Genomic DNA, 19,715 nt, shown 5'->3' on the forward strand with positions numbered 1-19,715 from the left:
TTAAGTAAAACACTCTTGGCAATTCCGAGAGTGTTTTTGCGGCTCTTTGTCAACTGTAGTGGGTAGATGAAAAGCTAACACCTAGAGAGGACGAACTTCGTTCTCTCTTTCTTTATGTTCAAAGCAATCAAAATGCGTTTTTTAAAGTTCTCAAAGTTCCTGAAACCAAAGGCATTTCTCTTAATGACTTTGATGAGATTATTAGTAGCTTCCAGTTTGGCGTTGGAATAAGGTAATTCTAGGGCATTCAAAACCTTGTCTTTATCCTTTAGCAATGTCTTAAATACCGTCTGGAAAATAGGATTAACAGTGGCTATTTCCTGTTCGACGAGGTCAAAGAAATGGTCTGAGTTCTTCTCTTGGAAATGGAATAAGAGCAATTGATAGAGTTCATAGTGCTGTCGTAGTTCCTCGGAGAAAGACAAGAGTTTTTCCAGTATTTCCTTGTTAGTCAAATGCATTCGAAACATAGGGCGATAAAATCGTTTATCATTGATTTTACGGCTATCTTGTTGTATCAATTTCCAGTAGCGTTTCAAAGCACGGTATTCCTGCGATTTTCTGTCGAATTGATTCATGATTTGAATACGGACACGGTTCATAGCACGGCTAAGGTGTTGCACAATATGAAAGCGGTCGAGTACGATTTTTGCATTCGGAAAAAGCTGTTTAGCAAGTTGATAATAGGGACTAAACATATCCATGGTAATCACTTTGACCTGATTTCTAACCTTTCTAGGATAGCGTAGAAAGTGGTTTCGGATGGTTGCTTGAGTTCTTCCGTCGAGAATGGCGATGACGTTTAGGGAGTCGAAATCTTGAGCGATGAAGCTCATTTTCCCCTTCTTGAAGGCATACTCGTCCCAACTCAGTCGGTCATTTTTTGCGGACAGTTCATACATGCTATCCTTTTCTGTTCTCTGCTCCTGCGTTTGCTCTCGTTTGATTTCTCCCTCCGTATCTTCTTGGCACAAGCAGGACAATACCTTGATGCACCAGAGCCCGGGACATATTCAACGCCGCACACCGTACAATTTTTAGCGGGCATTGCTGCCCACCGTTTTGTAGGTATGATATGTAATTCATCGACAAAGCCGATGAATTTATAGTAAATCTTGATTTCCTGCTTCACTGTTCCGTCTGCCATCTTCTCACGCTCCGAAACAAGTATCTTGTCTATGAGTGCGTTTATAACTGTTGCATCCAGTTCTTTTAAGCCTTGATAATTTCGGATAAGGGCGAGGAAGTCACGGATTCCCCGTGATTTCTCGTAGCTTTCATTAAGAGTTTCCGTCACCTCTTTCAGCCTTGCTTCAATTTCAAGCTGCTCTTTCTGGTATTTCCCCGACATCATCTCAAAATTCCGCTCGGTAATACGCTCCATGACCTTATCCTCGTAGAGAGAGGAAAACAGCCTGTCCAGTTCCGCAAGGCGTTTGTTCAGCTTCTTACGTTCTTTCTCTAATGCTTTCGCCCTGCTCTGGTCTGTTTCCGTGAGCCGCTTTTCTATGGCCCTGACCGCCTTTTCATCATTCACTGCCATATCCGCAAAACAGTTGATGTCGGCAAGAACGGCATTGAATAAATCCCTTGCTTCTATATTGTGGGCACTACACTCGCTTCTTCCGTTTCTTGCATAATTATTACATGAATACTGTACACAGTCGATAATCTCTGGGCGTTTCCTCCTGTGTACGTTCATTGCCCGCAGAGCACATCCGCAGTCCACACACTTGATAACGCCTGCAAAAATATTTACAAATCCTCCCTTGTTCTGTGGAAGCCTACGACTTGTAATAAGCTGTTGGACAATATCAAATTCCTCCTGCGTGACTATTCCCTCATGGGTATTGGGTATCACTTCCCATTCTTCGGGCAGCTTAGAGGGGCGTTTCTTGCTTTTCATATTGGCGGCAATCCGTTTGTAGCCTACAAGATTTCCCGCATATATCGGGCTTCTTAAAATGCTCCTCACGCTGTTCCCACTCCAAATATAGCGTTTGTCCTCGTTCCCCTCAAAATGACGTTCAAAGCCTGTTTCGCCACGCTCCGCCGCATAAGCGGCAGGGCGTAGGATATGCTGTTTATTAAGATGTCTGCAAATTTTGGCAACTCCATTCCCTTTTAATGCAAGGTCGAATATCTCTTTTACAACATGTGCCACTTTATCATCTATCAGCAGATGGTTGTGGTCGGCAGGGTCTTTGATATAGCCATAAGGGGCGGTAGTTCCCATGAATTTCCCCTGTTGAAACCTCGCCCGATATGCCGATTTTATCTTAACAGATATGTCAGCGGCATACATTTCGTTTAAAATGTTGCGGAAAGGCGTGATGTCCATAGCAGATTTATTCAAGGTATCTACGCCGTCATTGACCGCTATATACCTCACGTTATGCTCTGGGAAGAAAACTTCCAGATATAACCCACAATCAAGATAGTTTCTCCCCAGACGGGATAAATCTTTCGTAATCACGCAGTTTATCAGACCGCTTTCAATGTCTTTTATCATATTCTGGAAACTTGGTCTTTGGAAATTTGTACCAGAATAACCATCGTCCACATACGTTTTTGCTATGTGCCATCCCTGCTTTTTCACATAATCCGTGAGGATGGATTTCTGTGTCGCAATGCTCGCACTCTCGTTATCCGTACCATCGTCTTTAGATAAGCGGCAATAAATGCCGACTAAATAGATTTTCTTTTCTTCTTTGATTCCTGCCATACTGTAAAACCTCCGTATCTGTCCTATCTGTTTTCATGTCCCATTGCGTACATTCTAAGCGGACAGCCCCTCATTGTCGAAGGTGTCGCCCTCGGCAATCTTCTTCCGAATATCCTCGGAGATAATCGGGACAAACGCTTCTGTAACGGTCTGTGTGCCGACATATTCACGGCTGATTATCATCTGCACTGGTGCTTTTGGCACGATACGCTTTCTCTTTTTATCTGCTTTCTTATCCTCGCCCATACTTAAATCTTCCTTTCCAGACAGGGCAGGGAAGAGTTTGGAAATGTCCCCGCCCTGCCAATCAGATACCATTAATCCTCGCTGTTTAATTCTTTCTGTAATGCTTTAAGGAGTGCCGCCGCTTCATCAGCGTTCAGCGTGATTCCCTTGCCGCACTTTTCACGGTTCGGGGAAAAGCTGCGGATGTCATACTTCGGCTCTTTCCCATTCCATGAAATGAGATTGATTTCCTTTGTGTAGCCACTGTCGCCCGTAGACAATACTGCGATTTCCTTTACGATTTCATACTGGATTTCTCTCATTCTCCATACCTCAACTCTCTGTATTTACTTCCCGAAAAAAGAAGATTAGCGGCTGTCACGGTTGCGTTTCCTCTGCAACTCACGCTCCAAAAGTTTGATGATGGTTTCCTCCATCTGCTTCGGCGTTGTGTTCTTCGGAAAGTATTTTTTCAGCTTGCTTGTGTTGATTTTCAAGGTTTCTTTCTGGTTGCCCTTTTCCTCCGTCATAATCGCAAATATCGTATCCATGTCAAGCCGCCCGCTCTGGCTTAACTGTTTCATCTGCTGTGCCTGTGAGAGTGAGGGCGTTGCTTCTTCGCTCTCCATCGTGGCAAAGAGGTTTTCCTGCTCGTCTTTCTTCAAGAAGGACAGTTCCACCGCAGGCGTGAGGGCGATTTTCCCCTCGTCCACCATCTGCAAAATCGGCGGTATCAGTTCCGTCAGGCGGATAAAACGCTGCACGGTCATCCTGCCCACGCCGAAGCCCTGTGCCACCTTGTCGTCCGTCCGCAACTTCGTCACAACTTGTGACGAGGTTAAGTCTGTGCGGAAACCCTGCCGCTTCATGGCTTCGGATTTCATCTTGTAAGCAAACGCCCGCTCCGATGGCAGGATATTCTCACGCTGCAAATTGCTGTCTACAAGGGTGATGATGGCTCGGTCACGGTCTAAGGGCAGGACAAACGCAGGCACGGTATTTATCCCTGCAAGTTCAGAAGCACGGACACGCCGCTGTCCTGCAATCACTTCATAACCGTCCCCGTCCTCTTTCGGGCGTGTGATTATCGGCGTGACAATGCCAAATTCCTTGATGCTTTCCGCTAACTCTGACAGTGTTTCATCTTCTGCCACATGAAACGGATTGTCGGGGAACGGGTACAAGTCTTTGGTCTTTAACACCTTAAAATCCTGTTTCTTCATTCACATATCTACCTTTCTTTCGCTCTGCTTCTATGATTTTTCTGCAATTCTTCCAACACTTCGGGCGGTATTTTTGACAGCAGCCGCCCCATCTGCTCGTTGGTTCTCTGCAATTCAAATATCTTCTGATTCGCTTTCTGCACCTTTAGTTCCTGCTCGTACTTTTCATCACGCATACGCCCCGCATAGTCTGATTCCTGCCCAATTCTCTCTTTCAAACTGTCGATATACGCCTGCTGTTTCCCGATTTCCTTAGAGAATTTCTCCACGTCTGGCAGCCATGCAGAGAGTAAATCTAACGCTTTATCCCTTTTCTTCCCTGCGTTAAAGGCGTTGATGTCGGATAGGGCAGACACGATTTCTTCATACTGTTTATCAAGCCTGCCGCCTAATTTATAGAGCCATGTGGGGACGTGTTTCCGCTTGGTTTCCATTGAGGACTGCCCCCGTTCAAGCTGATTCCACCGTGAGGACATCCGCTCATGGTAGGCGGTCTGCCACTCGGATAATGATTTCTGGTTGCCTAAGATAGCTTTCGCTGACAGCTTATTGTCTGGCGTAATCGGCACAAAGCAGAGGTGCATATGGGGCGTTCTCTCGTCCATATGGACGACAGCGGAGAGGATATTCTGCTTTCCAACACGCTCCGAAATGAAGTCAAGAGCCGTCTGGAAATACGCTTTTTGTTCTTCGGGCGGTAACTGGTTCATAAATTCTGGTGAAGCTGTGATGAGCGTTTCCACCATCATCACGCTGTCTTTCCTTGTCCTGCACCCCGCTTCGGCTACCATGCGGTTAATCTCTTTCTTGTAGGTGTACTTTGGTGGTGCTATGAGATGGTAATTGTTTTTAGAGCGTTCCATATCTATATCTGGGTTGCTTTTGTAGGCTTCTTTCTTCCGCTCGTTGTGGCGTTCACAAGCCGCAACGCCGCCCGCTTTTCGTTTCTGGAAACGCAGGATTGCATAAGGCATAGGCGGATTCCTCCTTTCTTTCGGCGGGTGACCGTCCTTTGGGGTGACAGCGGTGACGGTGGTGACAGCAGTTTTGGGATACCCCCTGCCGACTGCCGCAACTGTCACCCTCACCCCCTGCATGACGGTCATGTCGATGATGACGGTGTTTTTGGGATACCCCCCTCGCAAGAGCCGTCACCGTCATGCCGCCATTCTTTTATCCGAAGCCGTAAGGCGTAGGATAGCAGGGCACAGCCCTGCCTTAAGGGAGTCCAGAGGGAACGTCTGGCACACGACTTTGCAGGGCAAAGTGTAGTGTGTTACACCCTGTAAACGCAGTCGGAAAAATCGGAATGATTTTTCTGACCGCAGGGGTGGTTTTACACGACCGAAAAGGGCGAGTAAATCTCACGCCTGCATTTTGCGTTTACGGGGTGTTCTCCCGTAGGGATGACAGCGGCAGGGTATCCTAAAATCACTGTCACCACCGTCACTGCTGTCACCCGCAGGGCAGAGCCGCCAGCTTTACATGGCTTTAAGCGTCAATGACAGTAACAGGGGGGTATCCTAATATCGCTGTCACCACCATCACCGCTGTCACCCGCCCTCCTTGCAAGGGCAATCCGCCTGCCGTCTTTCCTGCGGCTGTACTGGTAGCAGATACGGTTCTCGCTTAAAAATGTGGTGCGGTATTCATTCAGCCATTTCGTAATCACCGTGGGTATGGTTTCCGTTTCCCCCATAGCGGCTAACAGTTCCGTTGCCGTGCCTATCCATTCTTCCTTATCCCTCATAAAATCCACCAACCGAAAAAGGACATCTGGTATCGTTTCTTTCGCAAGCTGCTCCTGCGTTTTCCGCTCCACAAGCTCCCAACGGCAATCACGGAAACGCAGCGTGTATTCCTGATAAGGCGTGTCCCTGCCCGTCACATACAGCTTGGCGGTGTCAGACGCACGTTTCTCCTTTTCCAGAACAAAGGTAGCGTCCGCACTCCCCGTTAATCCTGTCGTCCCAGACACCTTGTTGAACACGTCGCTGTCATTCTGCTTTCGGATGTGGTGTACGACAATGACCGCCAGAGAGTGCCTGTCGGCAAAGTCTTTGATGAGGGAGATGTCCCCATAGTCGCTTGCATAGGCATTGTCTTTTGAAGCTGTACGGACTTTCTGCAAGGTATCAATGACAATGAGCCTGCTGTCTGGGTAATCTTTCAGATAATCTTCAAGCTGCACGATAAGACCGTCTGACAGCTTGCAGCTTGCCACGGCAAAGTGGAGCCGCCCGCTTGCTTCGTCCGTCAAACGAAATAACCTGTCCTGTATGCGGCAGAACGTGTCCTCAAGGCAGAGGTAAAGCACATCGCCCTCCATTGTCGGCATATCCCATAAAGGGATTCCCTGCGACACGCATAAGCATAGCTTCAGCATGAGCCAGCTTTTGCCTATCTTCTGTGAGCCGCAGAACAGCGATAAGCCTGTCGGGATAAGGCTGTCCACCACAAAGGATGGTTTCTCAAGCGGTTCATAAAGGAGCGTTTCGGCGTTGACTGTCTGTAACTTCTGCATGGCTTTCCTCCTTTCGGGCGGTGTCTTTGTTTTCGTTGCACATAGGCGTTGACCTCCTTAAAAATAGATTTACTCCCACGGAAAAAAGTGAGAGTATGTAATGCCGCCAATCCCACACAAATAAAAAACAGATTTCTTTTTCGGGCGGTGTCGGTCACGGTTGGAGATATTTCTTCAATTTCCGCCTTTACTTTCTCCTTTGCAATCGCAACAGATTTCTGTATTGCCGAAGCGGTGCAATGCTCCATAGCGGCGATTTGGTAAAAATTGAACTCATACTCGTAGTAGAGCAGGAAACGCCGCCTTTGTATCTCTGGAAGGCTCCCAACCGCCTTATAGAGCGTTTCATTCCGTTCTTCCTCAACCATGCGTTCATCAAGGCTCTTAGGCACACGCAACGCCCGTCTGTAAAGGGTTTCGTCCCATACCTCGTTAAACTCCCTGTGCCGCTCGTCCCATTAGAAAAGATTCCTGTTCCTGCGCTCCATCTGCCGAAACTCCATAAAGAACTGTTCCGACACTTCCAACTCGTGGGATTTGCCCTGCCCGTCCTTAAAGCTGATAAAATACCTTGTGCCGCTTTCCGTGGATTCCTCCCGAAGCGTGTATGCCTTAACCCTGTATGCCATCCTGTTGTCCTCCTGCAAAAAATGAGTGAGGGGATTTCCATCCCTCACCCAGTAGCCCGCAGGATGGCAGGCTGTTTTAGAAGCTATAAAATTTTCCGCAGCTTCTTCCGCAGATGGTCTAACCTCGCATAGATGGCACCAGTCGTCAAATGCACAAGCGGGGCAATCTCCTTTGTGGAATACCCCTGCATTTTCAGCAGGACGATTTTCAAGGTACGCCCGTCCACCGTGACTAATACTTGATAGAGATTTTCGCTCTCAATCTCTTCCAGTAACTCCGCAACCGTACCCACTTCCGCCTGCCGCTCCCTGCCTGCCATGTCCTCAAGATATTCCGCAACGTCATTCGTCCATCGGTAAAACCGCCTGTTGGAATTGAAGTCTGCCCTGTCCGCCATGCGTATCTGCTCAATGGTCGCTTCATCAACGCCGCACTCACGCAGCAGCTTTTCCTCCGCTTCTTTCCAGATACGCCATTTCCTGTCCTCCCGTCCGTGGTTGTATGCCATTCTTACTTCCTCCAATCAGAATTGATTGAGAGGGCAGAGAAAAGCCCCCTCATCTTCCCAAAGGAAAAAACAAGGGGGCTGAACGCCTTAAATTTTAATTTTCTATTATCTTTCTTAGTTTTATTAGGATTCTGGCTTTGCGTTTGTTTACTACGCTCTGGGTTATGCCCAACCTCGCCCCGACTTCACGCTCGGAAAGTCCGTCAAAAAAGATTGCCTGTATCAGCTCCTGTTCACTATCCGACAGCAAAGGCAGGGCGGCTTTCAGCCTGTCCACCATGACCGCATTGACAACGGTTTCTGCAATGTCCACCGCTTCATCAGTGATAAAGTCCAGAGGATTCCCCTCGCTGTCCGTAAATCCGTCGAGAGATAGCAGTCTATTCTTTGTATCTAATTTTTGCAGATAACGCCACCGTTCCTTGTCACGGTAGAAGTCTGTGTATTGCTCCCTCACGACTTCAAGCAGACAGCCTTGAATGGGGATAAACAGCTTGTCCATATAGGTCTGGTCGGATTCCCTGCAACGGCAGAACTCCGTGTAGGATAATTCCACATAGCCGCCACTTTCTCTGATATATACCTTTCTTGGTGCATATTTCACCATAAATACCTCCCATCTGAATTTTTGAAATGTAAAAAATCCAGATGGAGAGGCGGAGAACGACACCGCATATCAGAAACAGCCCTACGGCACTTTCCAACAAAAATCGACAAAAGAAAAACCGCAAAGGCTCTGTGACCTTTACGGTTATAGGAAATAGTAATTCTATTGTATGGAGATTGTACTTCTACTTTCAAGGTGAGAAGTACCGTTGCACTGGCAGAAATTTTTTTAACTGGTTTCCTGCCGTTCTCTGATATGCTATGTATTGATAAATTTTGCTTCGTATGAGCAGATAGATAACTGCCCGAAAAAAGGACATAAAAAAATCCCTCCAAATTTAAAAACAAATTCAGAGGGTAATTTAGGGTATAACAAAATAACCCACCCGAATATCGTTTTTTTTATTTGGTGAGTTTGTTCTTTCAAATACGAAACAAAAAGAGCCGATGATTCGTGAATTGTTCCACAATTTCATCGGCTCTGCGTCTTAAGCGTCTGGCTCTTTGATGACAGTTATCTTCAAGTTGTCAACTTTAATCAATCTTTCTTGTCTGCATTTTGGACAATAAAGGGGATAATTCTCCAAAACAGTGTCCTTCCTAATTTTATTACGGGTTTTGCTCCCACAAACAGGACACAATATCCATTCGCATTTCATCATAATTAGTCTCTAATCCTTTCAAATCTCATTTTATATGACTTTTGCAAGCTGTTAAGCTAACTTGTGGAACATATGCCGAACCTTATCTATACGGCTATTCGGGCGGCGGGGTTGGCAAATAAATTTACCAATAGCTGGCTGGTATCCTTTTAACTCTGTCAAGCAGACTCCCTGCCCATTTGTGAAATAAGTTAAATCGTTCCTGTATTCTTGAATACATCTAGCAGGGATTTCTCCTTTCAGAATGACCTCGTCATTCTTTATCTGAGTACTTACAATATCTGCACAATACCTTGGAGCATCATGATACGCCCGTGAGAGATATTCCTGCGGTGCATAAATTTCAAAGTGGAGATATGGCTCTAATAGTTCTGTCCCTGCTTTTTTTAAAGCCTGCTCCAATACGATAGGGGAAAGCAGCCGAAAGTCTGCGGGGGTACTTACAGGACTATAATACAATCCATATTCAAAACAGATTTTACAGTCTGTCACTTTCCATCCATACAGCCCCTGCTCGCAGCCATAAAGAACCCCCTCCATAACCGCATTTTGGAACGATTGATTTAAATATCCAAGTGAAACTCTGCTTTCATACTGCACTCCGCTTCCAATAGGGAGCGGCTCTATGGACAACCCGACAGAAGCCCAGAAAGGATTTGGCGGGACTTCTATGTGGATGGTATATTCTGCTTTTCTAAGCGGTCTTTCCATATATATAACAGTAGGCTCTTTTATTTCTGCCTCCACATGATATTTTTCCTCAAGGATGGCACAAATGACTTCCATCTGCACATTCCCCAAAAAAGAAAGTATAATCTCATGCGTTGTAGTATCCACATAATATTTTAAAAGAGGGTCGCCATCTGAAATTTCTGTAAGTGCCCCAAGCAATATTTCCCGCTGTTCAGATTTCTTTACTGCAATCGTTGTTTGGAGCATAGGGAGAGGATTTTCAATAAATTTTCTCTGCGGCAACAGCATTTCGTTCCCCAAAATACTGTTTAGCTGCAAAACATCATTTGGTAAAATTACAATATCACCAGAGCAGGCTGTATCGGATGAATATAATTCACCGTTTGTCGGAACACACATCTCTGTGATTTTTATTTTCTCTTTTTCAGATATTTTAATAACATCCCTCAAATGCAATGTTCCGCTATATATACGCACATAAACAAAACGCCGCCTTTTCTCTGAATATTCAATCTTAAAAACCTGCCCGCATAGTTCAGATTGACCTTCAGGCGTTGATGAATAAAACTTACTGGCAATCACTTCTATAAGCTGCCGAATCCCCAGATTGTTTTTAGCACTTCCGTGATAAACGGGAAATAACGTTCCGTTTTGGAATCTCCTGTTTTCTTCCTGTTCCAGTTCTGACATTTTAAACGGTTTCCCTGACATATATTTCTCTAATAGTTCATCGTTTCCCATAATTACCGCATCCCACTGTTCCATATCGTCATTGTCCGTTACATTTATATGGGGATGCTGCCCAACCTTTTGCTTCACTATAATTTCCGAAGAAAGCTTTGCTTTCATTTCTTGATATACCATTGGCAAATCAATCCCCTCTTGGTCAATTTTATTGATGAAAAAAATTGTCGGAATCTTCATTGTCTGTAGTGCATGAAACAGTATACGGGTCTGTGCCTGTATGCCATCCTTTGCAGAAACTAATAATACTGCTCCGTCTAATACGGATAAAGAACGGTATACTTCCGCCAAAAAATCCATATGGCCTGGCGTATCTATAATGTTGACTTTTACATCCTCCCACTGAAAAGATGTCACTGCTGTCTGGATAGTGATTCCCCTTTGACGCTCCAAATTCATTGTATCTGTCCTTGTTGTGCCTTTATCTACGCTCCCTGGTTCTGCAATTGCACCACTGGTATACAATAAACTCTCCGTTAATGTTGTCTTTCCTGCGTCAACGTGAGCCAGAATGCCTAAGTTAATTATTTTCATGTGATTTTCCTCCTATCAACACCCAAAAAAGGGCATAAAAATACCCAGTGATAAATACTCCTATCACTGGGTAAATAACTCCAATAGCCCCAAAACACTTATATGTTTTCGGGCATATAAAATTACATGATAAAAGTATTATTAAACTGGGTACAAAAAACTAAGCCCCATATTAAAAGTGAAACGGGACTGCTACTTTTTGTTCCCACTATCAAATTGACAGTTTATTTAAGAATACCTTGCCGCATATTTATTAACTCCTTGTATAATACTGAATCTAATTATATTCCTTAACCCTTTATTTGTCAAGCTGACAAACTAAAGCAGAAAAAGCGGCAGGATTTCCCCCTGCCACTAATCATCTGTTTATGCAAAAATAATTTCCTTTTCCACAATCTCCCTCGCACAAGCCCTTATGTTATTGAGGCATCCTGTCCATTCTAAGGCGTTTTCTGCCTTTAGCTGTTCCGTTATGCCCTGTGCCTGTTTCATACCCTCTATGAGCCTTTCAAAGCGTTCCTGTGCCTGTCTGTTGATGTCGGCAAGGTAGGCGTTTAGCCTGCCGCTTGTAAGAAGATTGGTGTATGTAACTTTACGGTACTGTTTTAGATAATCTAAATGCCGTTGCCCCCAGATGCCTATTGCCTGTTCTTCTTCGGCGGGTACAGTTAAGCACGGTATCAAATAATCCCCTTGCCTTTCGTATTTGCCGCCCAGTTCCTCAAATAATGATTTTGCCATTGTCTGTTACCTCCACATTCTTTTTTATTTTGAATGTCCGCAAAATCCGTCCTACATCATCACCTCAGGTAGGGTATTCCAATCCGTTTCAAACTTGAACTCATTAAGCTTTCTCATAACTGATGATGTTGAGATAGATAGCCTGTGTGCAATATGTGTCATTGCTTGATTTTCGATGAGTAATTGTGCGATTTTCTGGTTAACAGCGACAGATATTTGATGGTTTTTCTTAACAAGAGGAGTTTCAGCGACCGCCAATTTCCCACATTCTTTACACTTGAAACGACGCTTTTTAAGGCGGATAAGGAGTGGATAACCAGCAGTTTCTAGGTAGGGAATTTTTGATGCTTTCTGGTAGTCGTACTTAGCCATTTGTCCCTTGCATTCTGGACATTTAGGAGCCATGTAATCCAAGTAACCGTGGAGTTCTAAGTGAGTTCCCATATCATATTCATCAGTGATAGTGATATTTTTGTCTTTAATTCTGAGAAAATTTGTGATAAGATTTAGTTGTTCCATATGAGTCTTTCTAAAATGATAGTTTGAGCACTTTTCATTATAGGTCATATGGGACTTTTTTTCTATACTCAAAAAGGCTCCATAATCTCCACGGTGGTTTTACCCACTACAGAAATTATAGAGCCGTTTTTGCATGCAAAAAAAGCCCGGCCAACTGACCAAGCTTTTCAGGAGATTATGAAAAATATTTAGGATTGGGAGTGGGACAGAACTCAAATAATCATAGAGAGTTCGTCAACAAGTTCATATTTCCAGTTGTTGAGCTGAAACAGTATGGGGATAGACTGTTTCACTCCCACCCCCGCACAGCTCAAACTGTCTGGGAGACAGTTTGAGGTTGGAGATGAAGCGAACTCTGTTCGCATCAGTCGTAGAGGTCAGATGTGGAGTGTAAAACACGAATTGCTGAGATTTGCTTCGCAAATCTTATCTCCAACCTTTAACAGTCCACTGGACTGTTAAACACAATCAACCACTGCGCTGAGATGTTGACTCCACTTTAGAGAAGTGAGGCTATTATAACGTCCCCTCCTTTTTATCTCATCAGTCTTGGGACTGATTCTCTTCTTTTTTTGCAAAATAATCTCGGACAATTGGCGCGACTTCTTTTCCGTAGAGTTCGATAGCACGGAGGACATCTTCATGTGGCATAGATCCGATTGGGAGATGGAGGAAGAAACGGTCCAAGTCAAGTGTTTCAATAGTCTTGATAATTTTTTCAGCGACTCGTTTTGGATCTCCGACGATGGTTGCACCTTCGTCTGTCAGAGAGTAGAGATATTGCGCCTTTGTCATTTCGCTCCAATGTGGACGGTCTTTTGCAATATTATTGGTCACAACTTTAGTAGGATGGAAATAATCTTCTACTGCTTTGTCATGGTCGTCTGCAATCCAACCCCAAGAATGGGCTGCAACTTTCGTTTTCTTTGGATCATGACCTGAGTTGCGGGCTACCTTACGATAGGCATCCGCCAAAGGTTTAAAGCGATGGGCACCTGCACCAATGACTGCATACACAATAGGCAGGCCTTTCTTAGCAATCTTGATGGTGGATTCTACATTGCCCCCAGTTGCCACCCAAATGGGAAAATCTTCCTGAACAGGACGTGGATAGACTGGCTTGTTATCGACTGACTGTGTAAAATGCCCATCCCACTTGAGATTGGTTTCCTTGTCGATTTCCAGAAGCATATCCAGCTTTTCATCGAAGAGTTCTTCATAGTCGTGGAGATCATAGCCAAACAAGGGGAATGACTCCGTAAAGGAACCTCGACCCGCCATGATTTCCGCTCTGCCATTTGACAAAGCATCAATGGTGGTATACTGCTGATAGAGCCTTACAGGGTCCATGGAGGAAAGGATTGAAACTGCTGATGTTAGTTTGATATGCTTGGTATTGACGGCACCAGCTGCCAGCACAATCTCAGGTGCAGAAACCGCAAAATCTTCGCGGTGATGCTCTCCAATTCCATAAACATCAAGCCCCACCGCATCGGCTAGCTCTATTTCTTTGACTAGTTGGCGAATCCGCTCGTCGTGGCTGTAAGTTTCCCCAGTTTTTTCTAGTGGAGTTGTTTCGCCAAATGTTGAAATGCCTAATTCTACCATGATGTGTTCTCCTTTGAAATCACTATTTCTTAATTGATGCGTTTATTTTATCTCTAATTAGTGATAAAGTCAATTGATTTGCTCAAAAAAGAAAAACGACTAGGGTAACCTAATCGTTCCTGTTGTATTACTCATAACGCAGAGCTTCAATCGGATCAAGTTTCGAAGCTTTATTGGCTGGTAATACCCCGAATACTATACCAACAATTGCAGAAAAGGCCAGGCTACCAAGTACAACTGGTATGGAGATTTCTGCCGTCATATTTTCCCCCATCACCTTTGTAGCGTTGAGAATAAACACGATAGTTTGGGCAATAGCTAAACCGATCGCTCCCCCCAGAGTAGTCAGCACCATCGCTTCAATCAAGAATTGCAAGAGAATATTTCCTCGGGTTGCTCCCAGTGCTTTTCGGAGACCAATTTCACGAGTTCGCTCAGTGACAGAAACCAACATAATATTCATGACACCAATACCACCAACAAGCAAAGAGATCCCTGCAACTGCTCCTATAAACATTGTGACACCAGCCATCTCACTTCTAAAGGAATCCAGCATAGCTGACATATCATAAATGTCATATCTTGCTTCTTTCAAGCCAGTAACTTTCGTTAAATAATCTGCTGCTGCTTGACCAACTTCCCCTGCACGACTAACATCATCTACGTGAACATAGAGACCGCTATTCTCATTTACTCCCATTTCCGTAGCCAATTGAGTGTTGGTCATAATGGCATTCCCACCAGAGTTCATTCCGTAAAGGGCTGAGCCAGCTTGTGGATCTTTATAGACACCAACGACAAGGTAAACGTTTTGATTCACACTAACTGTTTGGTTAAGGGCCGCATCCATACTACCAAAAAGTTTTTCAGCTAAATTGACATCTAACATCATAATGCGCGAATATCGAGAATAATCATTTGGCATAAACTTTCTACCAGCCAATATCTCTAACTCTTTCACATCAAAATAGGATTGACTAACACCATTTATAAAGACATTATCAGCTTTCTTACTCCCTACAGATACTTCAGCAGTATTTGAAAAACTAATATAGTAATTACTAATCCCATCAATTTCTAATAAGCCCTGAAGTATCGCATCTGTCAAATCAGGTTCTTCTTCCATTGACATTTCACCACCAGTTGTATAGAAAAAGCCACCACTATTGACTTCCTCTTCTCCAAAAATTGGGGAAAAGTAGACCTGTACATTGTTTTGGTCTCCAGCAAGAGCTTTTTCAATACTCTTACTCATACCAGATCCCAAGGCAACGATGATAACCACGGCCGCCACACCAATAATAATCCCCAACATGGTCAGTAAAGAACGCATTTTATGTGCGAGGATTGATTTTAAGGCAAATTTCCAATTTTCCATTTAAATCTCCTCTCTACGTCTATCTTCAGTAATGACACCGTCTCGTAAAACAATCGTCCGTTTCGCATATGCAGCGATTTCAGGTTCATGAGTTACCATAATGATTGTCTTACCTTCATTATTGAGTTCTATTAATAATTCCATAATCTGCTGACCGGTCTTCGTATCCAAAGCACCTGTTGGTTCATCAGCAAGAATAATCGCAGGAGTATTTACTAAGGCACGCGCAATAGCTACCCGCTGTTTTTGACCACCTGATAATTCAGACGGTAAATGGGTCATACGCTCTGCCAATTCGACCTTCTCTAGGTATTGCTTGGCCAATTTTTTTCGTTTTGCTGAAGGAACACCCGCATATATCAACGGCAATTCAACATTTTGTAATGCATTTAATTTAGACAACAAGAAGAATTGTTGAAAGACAAAGCCGATTTGATCATTTCGAACTGAAGCTAATTTTTTCTCAGATAACTGACTAACTTCCTCCCCCTCCAACCAATAATTGCCTGAACTAGAGCGATCTAATAAACCTATTATGTTCATTAAAGTGGATTTACCAGAGCCGGATGGCCCCATAATCGCTAGAAATTCACCTTCTTCTACTTCTAAGTCAATATCTTTAAGGACTCGAAGTTCTTGATCACCATTTCTATAGGACTTATTGATATTGGTCAGCTTAATTAGCTGGTTCTTCATAGGCTTCTACCTCTTTTCCATCTTCTAAGTCCAATGTTGGGTATGAAATGACATGATCTCCAACTGCCAATCCTGTTTGCACTTCCTGATTTATCGCGTCAGCATTTCCTAAAGTAACTTCTACTTTTTTAGCCTTCCCATCTACAATTGTCCAAACAAATGTCTTATCTTCCTCATAAACAACCGCTGTCACAGGAACCAATATATTTTTGCTTGTATTCACTACTTCAATATTCACAGTGAACCCTTGTTTCAAATCCCCAACTTCACTAGTTAGAGCAACCTTGAAAGGATATTTTGCACCACTTCCGCTTGTTGCACCGGGAACTGCACTAGCTTCTTGGTCTGTCGCAGGATAATTTGAAATATAGGAAATTTTCCCATCCCAAGTTTGGTCTGGATATACTTTTGTAGTCAATTTGACTGCTTGATCAGTAGCGATATTTGCCAAATCATACTCAGTTAAGTTGCCTTTTACTTGTAGACTTGCTTGATTCACGATGTGAATGACTGTTTGACTACCTGTTGCATTTTTAGAAACAGACTTATTCACTTCCACAACGGTTCCTGAAACTGTACTGGTTACTGTCGCCTCTAAAACTGCTGTGTAAGCTTTATCCACAGCCGCCTGTGCATCGGCATAGGCATCGTTAAGATCAGCTAGCTGTGAATCATATGATTGTTGGGAAGTTGACTGAGTGTCTTCGCCTGTTGTAGCATCAGCTGGAACGGTGACAGTCTGATAATTCAGTTGCAACTCATCAATTTGACGCCCAACCTTATCTCGTGCACGAACAGCTGAATCAAGAGCAGATTGTAGTTCTGTACTGTCGTAACGAAGTAGAGCTGTTCCTGCTTCAACTTGGCTACCTGGCTCAACTAGAATCTCACTAATGTCGCCCTTAGAAGGGTCGTAATAAACATATTGTTCCTCAGCAGCTGAAACCACACCAGTCAATAGGGTAGATGAAGCAATTGAACCCTCTTGAACGACTTGATAACTCAAACTTGTAGGCATCGTTTCATCACTAACAGTCGACCCACCCATGACACCTGAGTACAATAATGCTCCTCCAACGAGTGCAACAGCTGCAACACCCAATCCAGAAAACAAAGCAATTTTAGCCTTTTTTGACTTTAACATAGATCTCTCCTTTTAGTTTGTGAAAAACATACTTATTTTGTGTTAAATATATAATACACCAATACATCGATTTATGCAAGTGTTTTCCTAATTATTTTACAAAAAAAATGAGGATAAGCCCACTTACACTTTTGTAAGAAATCCGTAGCGGATTTTTGATTGACACTCACAAAAACGTTACAATGAATGTAGTAAAACTATTGAGTTGGGAGGATATTCATGAAAGAATTCGATATTATTTCTATTGGTGGAGGTAGCGGAGGTATTGCAACAATGAACCGTGCTGCAATGTATGGTGCCAAGGCTGCAGTCATTGAGGCTGGTTACCTAGGAGGTACCTGTGTCAATCTTGGCTGTGTCCCTAAAAAGATTATGTGGTACGGATCTCAAATAGCAGAGGCCATTCAAGACTATGGCCCAGAATATGGCTTTACTAGTCAAGAAGTCACCTTTGATTTTTCTACCTTACGAAAAAATCGTGAGGCCTATATTGAACGTTCACGCGCTTCCTATAGAAACACCTTTAACAATAACGGAGTCGAAGTCATCCAAGGCTTTGCCCATTTCATTGACCATCAAACCGTAGAAGTAAACGGTGAACTAATTCGTGCCAAACACATTGTCATTGCTACTGGTGCTAAACCTGCAGTGCCATCTATCCCTGGTAGTGAGCTAGGAATCGTATCCGATGATGTCTTTGCTTGGGAAGAATTACCATCTTCAGTAGCGGTATTAGGAGCTGGTTACATTGCGGTTGAAATGGCTGGACTCCTTCATGGACTAGGTGTTCAAACAGAACTCTTTGTTCGAGGAAACCGTCCGCTTCGGAGTTTTGATACCTATATTGTCGAGGCATTGATGGAAGAAATGAATCGGACCAATCTCCCCCTCCATACAGGAAAAACACCGATTAGCCTTGAAAAAACACAGGATGGTCACATCCAAATTCATTTTGAAGACGGTAGTAGCCATGTTGCTCAGCAAGTTCTATGGGCTATCGGTCGTAAACCAAATGTAGATAAGCTCAATCTTGAAGCAACCGGTGTTCAACTCACTCCATCTGGGCATATTGCAGTCAATGATTTTCAGGAGACTGGTATTTCCGGCATCTATGCCCTCGGTGATGTAACTGGTGAAAAAGAATTGACACCTGTAGCCATCAAGGCCGGTCGCCTTCTGGCAGAACGTCTGTTTAATAATAAACCAACTGCTAAGATGGATTACAATACTATTCCAACCGTTGTCTTTTCTCATCCAGCAATCGGAACTGTCGGTCTAACTGAAGACGAAGCCATTTCCAAATACGGAAAAGATAATGTAAAAGTTTATACATCAGCCTTTACCTCTATGTACACTGCCCTAGAAAATCATCGTCAAATGGCGAAATTCAAATTAGTAACCGCTGGAGAAAACGAGCAGGTTGTTGGTTTACATGGTATCGGATATGGTGTTGATGAAATGATTCAAGGGTTTGCAGTGGCTATCAAAATGGGGGCTACAAAAGAAGATTTCGATGCTGTTGTTGCAATTCACCCGACAGGATCAGAAGAATTTGTTACCATGCGTTAATGCAAAAAATCCAGACATGGAAGATTTGATCCGCGTCTGGATTTTTTCTTAAGGTAAAATAGCTACAGCACGCACTGGTGAACCAGATGCTTTCTCCCAATGCGGAAAGGCAATTGAAATCAAGGCACCTGAGGCCGGCACCTGATCAAGGTTAGTCAGTACTTCCAATTGGTAAATATCTTTGGACAAGAGGTAGTATTCCTCCACTAGATTTCCATTATTTTTAGCAGCTAAAGCACCTGAGTCCGTATCTAAGGTTTCATGCCCCACTGCTTTCACATGACGCTCCTCAATCAGATATTCCAAAGCTTCATGACTCCAACCTGGTGTGTGTTGAATACCCTGTTCATCCAAGTTTCGAATTGCATCTTGGCTAGGCCAACGTTTTGACCAGTCAGAACGAAAAGCAACAAATGAATCTGGTGCAATAGCGCCATGGACAGCCTCAAAGTCTAAAATATCTTGTTTCGTAATCTCATAATCATGATTAACTGCCACCGCATCCGACTTATCAATGACATAAAGAGGGAGTAGCAAATCTTTCAAATCAATTTCATCAAGATAACGGGCACCTTCAACAAAATGAACTGGAGCATCAATGTGCGTTCCATATTGTCCGACTACTGTAAATTGCTGAACAAAGAATCCATCTTTATGTGAAAAAATTGGTCTTTTTTCTAAAGCTGGTAGAGCTGGAAAATGTGGACTTGCTTCATCAATCTGATGAGTAAGATCAACCCACTTTTTTGACTTTAGGGTACGATAAATATCAAGTAATTCGGTCATAAGGAATCTCGCTTTCTTTTTTAGAATTGTAACACAACAAAAAGTAAAATAGTATCAATAAATATGTTTTTACTTATATTAATTTTGTATACTTAGATATAAAAAAAAACTATATTGCTGTTACAGCCGATGAAATTCCATTGACTTTCTTTTAGATTCTCACTATAATTTTGTTAACCATAAAAAATAAAAGGGATAAC

The 19,715-nt window shown here is 43.5% G+C and carries 17 protein-coding genes and 3 pseudogenes; 1 reads left to right on the forward strand and 19 read right to left on the reverse strand.

From position 1 onward, the window contains the following. Positions 1-74: 74 nt before the first annotated feature. The 18 genes and pseudogenes from K6V48_RS01130 to K6V48_RS01215 form a co-directional block, all read right to left on the reverse strand. Positions 75-878: pseudogene (locus tag K6V48_RS01130) on the reverse strand (ISL3 family transposase); the annotation flags it as partial. Continuing rightward, a complete protein-coding gene (locus K6V48_RS01135) occupies positions 869-2,725 on the reverse strand; it encodes a recombinase family protein (protein ID WP_001820670.1) in 1,857 nt (618 codons plus the stop codon). The gene K6V48_RS01135 and the pseudogene K6V48_RS01130, both read right to left, overlap by 10 nt. A 54-nt stretch (positions 2,726-2,779) precedes the next feature. Next, complete coding sequence (locus K6V48_RS01140; RefSeq protein ID WP_000253176.1) at positions 2,780-3,043, reverse strand: hypothetical protein; 264 nt, start codon at positions 3,041-3,043, stop codon at positions 2,780-2,782. Then, positions 3,043-3,273, reverse strand: a complete 231-nt coding sequence (locus tag K6V48_RS01145; protein WP_001206986.1) for a YdbC family protein — start codon at positions 3,271-3,273, stop codon at positions 3,043-3,045. The genes K6V48_RS01140 and K6V48_RS01145 overlap by 1 nt, the downstream gene beginning before the upstream one ends. A 45-nt stretch (positions 3,274-3,318) precedes the next feature. Next, positions 3,319-4,173, reverse strand: a complete 855-nt coding sequence (locus K6V48_RS01150) for a ParB/RepB/Spo0J family partition protein (protein WP_118045773.1) — start codon at positions 4,171-4,173, stop codon at positions 3,319-3,321. A gap of 8 nt (positions 4,174-4,181) precedes the next feature. Beyond that, positions 4,182-5,147 carry a MobV family relaxase gene (mobV, locus tag K6V48_RS01155; protein ID WP_001820668.1) on the reverse strand — a complete coding sequence of 322 codons (966 nt, stop codon included), beginning with the start codon at positions 5,145-5,147 and terminating at the stop codon, positions 4,182-4,184. Between the two features lie 524 nt (positions 5,148-5,671). Beyond that, entirely contained in the window at positions 5,672-6,697 is a 1,026-nt protein-coding gene (locus K6V48_RS01160; RefSeq protein WP_001170964.1) for an AAA family ATPase, read from the reverse strand. Positions 6,698-6,851: 154 nt separating this feature from the next. After that, a pseudogene (locus tag K6V48_RS11990) lies at positions 6,852-7,326 on the reverse strand (RNA polymerase sigma factor). 83 nt (positions 7,327-7,409) lie between these two features. Further along, complete coding sequence (locus K6V48_RS01170) at positions 7,410-7,835, reverse strand: RNA polymerase sigma factor (RefSeq protein ID WP_000323895.1); 426 nt, start codon at positions 7,833-7,835, stop codon at positions 7,410-7,412. Positions 7,836-7,929: 94 nt separating this feature from the next. Next, the gene (locus tag K6V48_RS01175) at positions 7,930-8,442 is read right to left on the reverse strand and encodes a sigma-70 family RNA polymerase sigma factor (RefSeq protein ID WP_000241709.1); all 513 of its coding nucleotides are present in this window, start codon (positions 8,440-8,442) and stop codon (positions 7,930-7,932) included. A 487-nt stretch (positions 8,443-8,929) separates the two neighbouring features. Continuing rightward, positions 8,930-9,103, reverse strand: a complete 174-nt coding sequence (locus K6V48_RS01180) for a cysteine-rich KTR domain-containing protein (RefSeq protein WP_002779755.1) — start codon at positions 9,101-9,103, stop codon at positions 8,930-8,932. A gap of 51 nt (positions 9,104-9,154) precedes the next feature. Then, a complete protein-coding gene (gene tet(O), locus K6V48_RS01185) occupies positions 9,155-11,074 on the reverse strand; it encodes a tetracycline resistance ribosomal protection protein Tet(O) (RefSeq protein ID WP_014636291.1) in 1,920 nt (639 codons plus the stop codon). Between the two features lie 366 nt (positions 11,075-11,440). After that, positions 11,441-11,815, reverse strand: coding sequence for a TnpV protein (locus tag K6V48_RS01190; protein ID WP_001129922.1), 375 nt, complete (start codon positions 11,813-11,815; stop codon positions 11,441-11,443). 57 nt (positions 11,816-11,872) lie between these two features. Next, positions 11,873-12,334: pseudogene (locus K6V48_RS01195) on the reverse strand (transposase family protein); the annotation flags it as partial. Between the two features lie 543 nt (positions 12,335-12,877). Beyond that, a complete protein-coding gene (locus K6V48_RS01200) occupies positions 12,878-13,942 on the reverse strand; it encodes an LLM class flavin-dependent oxidoreductase (protein WP_222367362.1) in 1,065 nt (354 codons plus the stop codon). Between the two features lie 127 nt (positions 13,943-14,069). Next, entirely contained in the window at positions 14,070-15,320 is a 1,251-nt protein-coding gene (locus K6V48_RS01205) for an ABC transporter permease (protein ID WP_222367365.1), read from the reverse strand. Next, positions 15,321-16,016 (reverse strand): ABC transporter ATP-binding protein, encoded by a 696-nt coding sequence (locus K6V48_RS01210; protein ID WP_024396781.1) that lies wholly within the window; start codon positions 16,014-16,016, stop codon positions 15,321-15,323. Continuing rightward, complete coding sequence (locus K6V48_RS01215; protein ID WP_105126157.1) at positions 15,997-17,160, reverse strand: efflux RND transporter periplasmic adaptor subunit; 1,164 nt, start codon at positions 17,158-17,160, stop codon at positions 15,997-15,999. The genes K6V48_RS01210 and K6V48_RS01215 overlap by 20 nt, the downstream gene beginning before the upstream one ends. Positions 17,161-17,379: 219 nt before the next feature. Here K6V48_RS01215 and gorA point away from each other — a divergent pair, with 219 nt between their 5' ends. After that, the gene (gene gorA / locus K6V48_RS01220; RefSeq protein WP_222367367.1) at positions 17,380-18,729 is read left to right on the forward strand and encodes a glutathione-disulfide reductase; all 1,350 of its coding nucleotides are present in this window, start codon (positions 17,380-17,382) and stop codon (positions 18,727-18,729) included. A gap of 48 nt (positions 18,730-18,777) precedes the next feature. Here the strand turns inward: gorA and K6V48_RS01225 are convergent, their stop codons facing one another. Next, positions 18,778-19,515 carry a cyclase family protein gene (locus tag K6V48_RS01225; protein WP_172071016.1) on the reverse strand — a complete coding sequence of 246 codons (738 nt, stop codon included), beginning with the start codon at positions 19,513-19,515 and terminating at the stop codon, positions 18,778-18,780. Positions 19,516-19,715 lie beyond the last annotated feature (200 nt).

The organism is Streptococcus suis (genome assembly GCF_019794555.1).
GTDB lineage: Bacteria > Bacillota > Bacilli > Lactobacillales > Streptococcaceae > Streptococcus > Streptococcus suis_AB.

Bases quoted from the DNA above. Each gene is read 5' to 3' on its own strand.
- K6V48_RS01135 (WP_001820670.1), bottom strand. From the start codon at position 2,725: ATGGCAGGAATCAAAGAAGAAAAGAAAATCTATTTAGTCGGCATTTAT.
- K6V48_RS01140 (WP_000253176.1), bottom strand. From the start codon at position 3,043: ATGGTATCTGATTGGCAGGGCGGGGACATTTCCAAACTCTTCCCTGCC.
- K6V48_RS01145 (WP_001206986.1), bottom strand. From the start codon at position 3,273: ATGAGAGAAATCCAGTATGAAATCGTAAAGGAAATCGCAGTATTGTCT.
- K6V48_RS01150 (WP_118045773.1), bottom strand. From the start codon at position 4,173: ATGAAGAAACAGGATTTTAAGGTGTTAAAGACCAAAGACTTGTACCCG.
- mobV (WP_001820668.1), bottom strand. From the start codon at position 5,147: ATGCCTTATGCAATCCTGCGTTTCCAGAAACGAAAAGCGGGCGGCGTT.
- K6V48_RS01160 (WP_001170964.1), bottom strand. From the start codon at position 6,697: ATGCAGAAGTTACAGACAGTCAACGCCGAAACGCTCCTTTATGAACCG.
- K6V48_RS01170 (WP_000323895.1), bottom strand. From the start codon at position 7,835: ATGGCATACAACCACGGACGGGAGGACAGGAAATGGCGTATCTGGAAA.
- K6V48_RS01175 (WP_000241709.1), bottom strand. From the start codon at position 8,442: ATGGTGAAATATGCACCAAGAAAGGTATATATCAGAGAAAGTGGCGGC.
- K6V48_RS01180 (WP_002779755.1), bottom strand. From the start codon at position 9,103: ATGATGAAATGCGAATGGATATTGTGTCCTGTTTGTGGGAGCAAAACC.
- K6V48_RS01190 (WP_001129922.1), bottom strand. From the start codon at position 11,815: ATGGCAAAATCATTATTTGAGGAACTGGGCGGCAAATACGAAAGGCAA.
- K6V48_RS01200 (WP_222367362.1), bottom strand. From the start codon at position 13,942: ATGGTAGAATTAGGCATTTCAACATTTGGCGAAACAACTCCACTAGAA.
- K6V48_RS01205 (WP_222367365.1), bottom strand. From the start codon at position 15,320: ATGGAAAATTGGAAATTTGCCTTAAAATCAATCCTCGCACATAAAATG.
- K6V48_RS01210 (WP_024396781.1), bottom strand. From the start codon at position 16,016: ATGAAGAACCAGCTAATTAAGCTGACCAATATCAATAAGTCCTATAGA.
- K6V48_RS01215 (WP_105126157.1), bottom strand. From the start codon at position 17,160: ATGTTAAAGTCAAAAAAGGCTAAAATTGCTTTGTTTTCTGGATTGGGT.
- gorA (WP_222367367.1), top strand. From the start codon at position 17,380: ATGAAAGAATTCGATATTATTTCTATTGGTGGAGGTAGCGGAGGTATT.
- K6V48_RS01225 (WP_172071016.1), bottom strand. From the start codon at position 19,515: ATGACCGAATTACTTGATATTTATCGTACCCTAAAGTCAAAAAAGTGG.